Origin of the sequence: Methylobacterium sp. Leaf361 (genome assembly GCF_001424445.1) — a bacterium.
Lineage (GTDB): Bacteria > Pseudomonadota > Alphaproteobacteria > Rhizobiales > Beijerinckiaceae > Methylobacterium.
In genome coordinates, this window is sequence record NZ_LMPY01000074.1 from 1 (window position 1) to 3,663 (window position 3,663).

The window sequence follows — 3,663 nt, forward strand, 5'->3', positions numbered from 1 at the left end:
CGCCACCCGCTACGAGAAGCGGGCTGCCAACTACCTCGCCATGGTCACCCTCGGCATGACCATGCTCTGGCTCACATGAGTTTGCAGAGACGCCCTAGTCTGATCCACCGCGCGTTCGGCCTTACGCTCCGTCAGCCACGTCGCTCGGCGCTCGGCCTTGGTCGGCTCAGGCTTTCCCGGCTCAGGCTTGCGGAGGGCGCGACGAGCCCAGGCGGCACCGTCCTCGATCTCAGTGCGGTTCATGGACGATCCTTCCGTAGATAGGGGCGACCTCGCCCCAGATGTAGCCAGCGTCAGTGCCGAGGGCGGGCAGCTTCACACGGCTGGCGATTGAACTGTGGGGCTGATCAGACCGGCCTTCCCAACTGCAACGGGGCTCGCCGGCCGGGACCATCTCAGCGCCATCCGGCAGCGCGGCGTTGGCCATCGCGATCAGCGTAGCCCGCTCTCGGATTTTCTCCAGCAACGGCACCAAGCGCTGCGCTTCGGTGACATACTGGTCAGCCAAGGTCGCCACTTCGGCGCTGGCCTTTATGGCCTTGCGATACAGATCCTTACGGCGCTTCTGCTCGGCTTCGTGCGTGGCCTGCGCTGCGACCTCGGCAGCTGCCGCCGCGGCGTGCTGCACTTCCAGCTGGTCGAGCTTGATCTTCACGACCGCGATGCGGTGATCGAGAGCCGCCACGTCGTCGGCGGCACCCTTCAGCAGCACACCGGCACGACTGGCCTCTAGAGAGTCGCGCTCGGCCTGAGCTGCTTCACGCTCGGCGCTGATCTGCGTCGAGGTCCGCGGCGCGGGCGGCACCGGGTACAACACGACCTTGCTGGGCTTGAGGCCAACGACCGGGGCAAGGTTGCGTTCGTCGCGAAGGTTGAAGCTGGAGATCGTGTTCATGCCGGTCTCCCTCAAGCTGCACGAGCGAGAGCGGGAGCAGCCGGCGGGGTCCGCGGACCGTCATCCGGGCTGAGCCGAACACCGTGACGGGCGAGATGCGCGCGCAGGCTCTGCCGCGTGAACTCGCTCATGGTCTGGCCGCGCTGGCGGGCTGTGATCTCCACCGCTCGGGCGAGATCGGTCTCAACCTTCAGCCGGAGCAGAGCGTCTCGTCGGAGAGGATTGGTCATGATGTGGCTACGCCTCAATCACTGCGTAGCTAGAACGATGGATCTTATACCGCGCCGCGGCAAGCACCTGCCGATACTGATTAAATCTCGTTCGCCTCCGCCCGTTTGCCCATAGTTATGCGATGTTATGTTTTGCTATATCCACCCCGGAATATTTATGCCAATATGCCGCACCCTGAGTGGCAGTGTTGATTTATGGGTCTAACAGCCGAGCTGCACCGTGAACGGTCAGAGAGTTCCGCATCAGCCAATTTGCTGAAAGGAGTTCGCCATGAAAGCGCGTATCTATCCCGACGTGAACACGAGTTCGGCGAGCAACCGAGCCGCAAATAGGACTGTTCACCGTCAGGGTGAGGACGTCGACACAACGGACCAGCTTCCCAGCCCGTACCTGCTTGGCATCGCTCTAGCGGGCTCAGCGGTAGCTGCTTTGATAATCCGATTGGTAATTGGGTGAGCGTTGCGGCGCGGCGTAGCCCATCACCGCGTCGCTGAACATCGGCCACCTGTGCAAGGCTTCAGATCCGCGCCCGCGTTCTCCGTGGCCATTCGACACGCGCACACTGAAACTGGACCTTTCGCACCTGCCATCGCTTTCACTTGACGAGAGCGAGGAATTGCAGATGCCCACCGACCATGTCGACCACGCTCCAGCTACCTGGAAAACGCTGATCATCACGACGGTGTCCGTCTTCATAATCTTCATGATCGTATGGATGCTGTACTTGGCAAACTCAGGAACAACGGCACAGCTGTCATCGCTGTGAAAATTGTCATTGCGCCCGCCGCCTACGTGCCGGCCCAAATAGATTAAGCCTCGTCCGATTGGGGAACCGAGATGAACGCTCTCATTTTGCTGATCAGCAGGTTCATCCAGTTCTTCTCTGACGGTGGCGATAAACGAAGAAGCACATCGGAAAATGTTGAGCAGGAAAATAGCTCGCTTGGCGAGAGCAGGTTCATCAGAGCCAGGAACTTCGATGATGATTACAGGGAAGCCACGGAGTTACTGAAGACACGTATGGATAGACGGTTTCCGGACAACTACCGCGCGAGACTGGGAACGGACGGGAGCGGCACCTACGACCATGGCCAGGATCGTGCTGCCGCCGTCGATACCATGTCGTCCGAGATAGCTACGGCGCTTCGAAACGGGGCCACCGTCAGGCAGGCAGCGGAAGCGGGCGCCGCGAGCGCTGGCATCTGAAGCACGGATTGGCGCACGACCTCACCCGAGGACCGTGCCGAAGACTGTATGAAGTGTTATCTTCGATTTCAGCCCCGCATCTGCTGCCGAGCTGATGGAGGGCGACTCCATGAGGCTCACCTTCGGACATCAGGGCGATTGGATCGTCGATCCGCGCGAACTGGCGTTGTGTCTCGGTGTGAGCGCGACAGACCTGAAGCGCATGGAACGTCAAGGCCAGGTCGAAGCTCGGATCAAAGCCGGCAGCGGCAAGGATGCCGGTCAGACGCTAGTGACGGTCCGCCTGACCGATAGAGGCTGGCGCGGCACCTTCGACCAGAGCGGCGCGCTGATCGGCGAAGATTTTTGGTGACGTCACCGCGACGCCTCCCCCCCGCTTCCCAATCGCATCCTGCTGCGTTGTCCCTGCCGAACCGCAGGAGATGCCCATGGCCTACGTGACGATCGAGAAGGATGGCGAGCCTTGGATGTTCTGCCATTCGACCCATGAGGGCGAAGTCGAAAAGCAAATCAGAGCCGCAAGCCTAGAGGCGCCTACAGCCACCTTCACGTCTCGGCCTTCGACGCCGATCGAGAGCCAGCACTGTGCCGACGCGATGGATGACCAGAGCGGGGTCGTCGAGGACCCGTTCAAGTTCTTTGCCGTGCCGGTGGTCGACGACAAAGCTGCCTAAGCCTCGCGGCCGGAAAATGCGGACACCCCGGACAATCCGGACAGATGTCCCGTTTGTCCGGCGTCCGGCACCGGACGGACAGGACAAAACCCTAGGGATCTGTCCTGCCCATCCGATCAATCCGGTCACTCGGCCGTCTGGCGCTTCAGAACCGGGACAGACCACTCAGCAGCCGGGCTCTTACCCCCGGTAAGATCGGTAAGAAGATAAGAAGCGTCGAGCTCTGCGCTCTTGGCGGAGGGCTCGGCCCCCCCTTCGTTTCTTATCGCTGACCCCTCGTTTCTTACTGGCTCGGGATTGCCGGTAAGAAACGCGTCGCCGTTTTTGGCCTCATCCCCCTGTGCATCCGCCCCGTTTCTTATCTTCTTATCGTTCTTATGGGGGGTAGAGGTGCGAGCGAGGATAAGATCGGCCCGGGTCGGATGAACGTACCGACCACGCCCAGCCTTCAGCACATCGCCTGCCTTCGCCATTTTGTAGAGCAGCTGGTCAATCGCGTTCCGGCTGCCACTGGTGGCAACCGCGATTTCGCTCGGCGACATAGGCTCGTCGGCATCCTCTAGTGCAGTGACGCGGACGGAGGATTCACGCGGGCGGTGAGGCGTGCGAGGCTGGGCGATGGCTCAGACGGTATGCGTACTCCTCGATGCGACCGAC

Annotated in this window: 5 protein-coding genes; 3 read left to right on the forward strand and 2 right to left on the reverse strand. The window is 61.3% G+C overall.

Features of this window, described 5'->3' with window-relative positions:
• Positions 1 to 229: 229 nt before the first annotated feature.
• Positions 230 to 895, reverse strand: coding sequence for a hypothetical protein (locus tag ASG32_RS29615; RefSeq protein WP_056533447.1), 666 nt, complete (start codon positions 893 to 895; stop codon positions 230 to 232).
• Positions 896 to 1,963: 1,068 nt separating this feature from the next.
• Here ASG32_RS29615 and ASG32_RS29620 point away from each other — a divergent pair.
• From ASG32_RS29620 to ASG32_RS29630, 3 genes are all read left to right on the forward strand, one after another.
• Entirely contained in the window at positions 1,964 to 2,332 is a 369-nt protein-coding gene (locus ASG32_RS29620) for a hypothetical protein (protein WP_056533449.1), read from the forward strand.
• 109 nt (positions 2,333 to 2,441) lie between these two features.
• Complete coding sequence (locus ASG32_RS29625) at positions 2,442 to 2,684, forward strand: DUF6522 family protein (protein ID WP_056533453.1); 243 nt, start codon at positions 2,442 to 2,444, stop codon at positions 2,682 to 2,684.
• A 76-nt stretch (positions 2,685 to 2,760) separates the two neighbouring features.
• Positions 2,761 to 3,006 (forward strand): hypothetical protein, encoded by a 246-nt coding sequence (locus ASG32_RS29630; RefSeq protein ID WP_056533451.1) that lies wholly within the window; start codon positions 2,761 to 2,763, stop codon positions 3,004 to 3,006.
• A 125-nt stretch (positions 3,007 to 3,131) separates the two neighbouring features.
• On the opposite strand, the gene ASG32_RS34250 is transcribed toward ASG32_RS29630, so the two are convergent.
• Complete coding sequence (locus ASG32_RS34250; protein WP_157862107.1) at positions 3,132 to 3,548, reverse strand: hypothetical protein; 417 nt, start codon at positions 3,546 to 3,548, stop codon at positions 3,132 to 3,134.
• Positions 3,549 to 3,663: the final 115 nt, after the last annotated feature.

Bases quoted from the DNA above. Each gene is read 5' to 3' on its own strand.
- ASG32_RS29620 (WP_056533449.1), top strand. From the start codon at position 1,964: ATGAACGCTCTCATTTTGCTGATCAGCAGGTTCATCCAGTTCTTCTCT.
- ASG32_RS34250 (WP_157862107.1), bottom strand. From the start codon at position 3,548: ATGTCGCCGAGCGAAATCGCGGTTGCCACCAGTGGCAGCCGGAACGCG.
- ASG32_RS29630 (WP_056533451.1), top strand. From the start codon at position 2,761: ATGGCCTACGTGACGATCGAGAAGGATGGCGAGCCTTGGATGTTCTGC.
- ASG32_RS29625 (WP_056533453.1), top strand. From the start codon at position 2,442: ATGAGGCTCACCTTCGGACATCAGGGCGATTGGATCGTCGATCCGCGC.
- ASG32_RS29615 (WP_056533447.1), bottom strand. From the start codon at position 895: ATGAACACGATCTCCAGCTTCAACCTTCGCGACGAACGCAACCTTGCC.